Source organism: Acinetobacter sp. 1566109 (genome assembly GCF_000582255.1).
GTDB lineage: Bacteria > Pseudomonadota > Gammaproteobacteria > Pseudomonadales > Moraxellaceae > Acinetobacter > Acinetobacter nosocomialis.
Genome location: NZ_JEYB01000187.1, coordinates 1 through 1,208, shown reverse-complemented (window position 1 = coordinate 1,208; position 1,208 = coordinate 1). Strand labels below are relative to the sequence as shown.

General features: G+C 33.5%; 1 protein-coding gene and 1 pseudogene. One reads left to right on the top strand and one right to left on the bottom strand.

Going from position 1 to position 1,208, the window contains the following annotated elements; genetic code table 11:
- Nucleotides 1-209 precede the first annotated feature (209 nt).
- Nucleotides 210-662 carry a redox-sensitive transcriptional activator SoxR gene (gene soxR / locus J582_RS25300; protein WP_002048264.1) on the bottom strand — a complete coding sequence of 151 codons (453 nt, stop codon included), beginning with the start codon at nucleotides 660-662 and terminating at the stop codon, nucleotides 210-212.
- Between the two features lie 157 nt (nucleotides 663-819).
- Between soxR and J582_RS25295 the strand changes: the two are divergent.
- Nucleotides 820-1,208: pseudogene (locus tag J582_RS25295) on the top strand (IS1-like element ISPa14 family transposase); the annotation flags it as partial.

The following is a 1,208-nucleotide window of genomic DNA, read 5'->3' as shown; positions in this document are numbered from 1 at the left end:
AAGCCGTTAACGAAACAAGCGCTAATCCAAGAAAGATAGTTTTTTTCATAAATTTTACTTCTTACTAAAAAAAATAAAGATATCAAAAAAATTCATGTTTTATATAAACTGTTTACAATAAAAAACCTTCATAGAGAGTAACTTACAAAATAATTAATTATTCCAAGCGGTACATTATTAGCAATAGAATCAATCAACAAATTTATGCGCTATGATCTTTCTAAAATACGTGCCCCAACACCTTCTTGTCCCAATACATCATTTGGATTTCTTAGTGGACATTGCTCTAATGACAAGCACCCACAACCTATACACCAATCCATTTCATCTCTAAGTCGCGTAAGTTTTTGAATACGATCATCCAAACTTTTCCGCCAATCAAGAGATAACTCTTTCCATTGCTGTGCAGTTAATTTAGATCCCATCGGATACTTACTTAAAGCTTGTTTAATTTCATCTAAGGGAATCCCAACTTTTTGGGCAATTTTAATGATCGCAATGTAACGCAACACCACTAAAGTAAAACGACGTTGATTACCATTGGTTCTTATACTTTTAATTAAACCTTTAGACTCGTAAAAATGAAGCGTTGAAACTGCAACACCACTGCGTTTTGCAACTTCACCTACAGTCAACAAACGGCTTTGATTCGTTTCAGTCATTTCTATTAATCACAACTTTAGTTGAGGTTTTATAAAAGGATGCTTAAATTTTGTCAAATAAGAAATTTAATTTTAACAGTTCAAGCATTTAGAATATTTGGTGGTGTATCAAAAAGTATGCTAAAAAAAGCAGGTTGAATTTTGATAAAATAGAGAAATGCAAATAACTCTAGAAATCAAATGTCCAACCTGCCTCAGTGACAGTATAAAGAAAAATGGCATCAAAGTAGATGGGAAACAAAACTACCAATGCAAAGACTGCAAACGTCAGTTTATTGGTGACCATGCTCTGAGCTATCTAGGATGTAATTCAGGCATTACTCGAAAAATATTACAGTTGATGGTCAGAGGTAGTGGTATACGAGATATCGCTGAAGTTGAGCGAATCAGTATCGGTAAAGTTTTACGTACTTTAACCGAATCGACCTACCAAATTCAGCCTAAACAAAGTCATTATGAGTCTCTTGAAGTTGATGAGTTTTGGACTTTTGTGGGAAATAAAAATAATAAACAATGGCTTATTTACGCCTACCATCGAGAAACAGG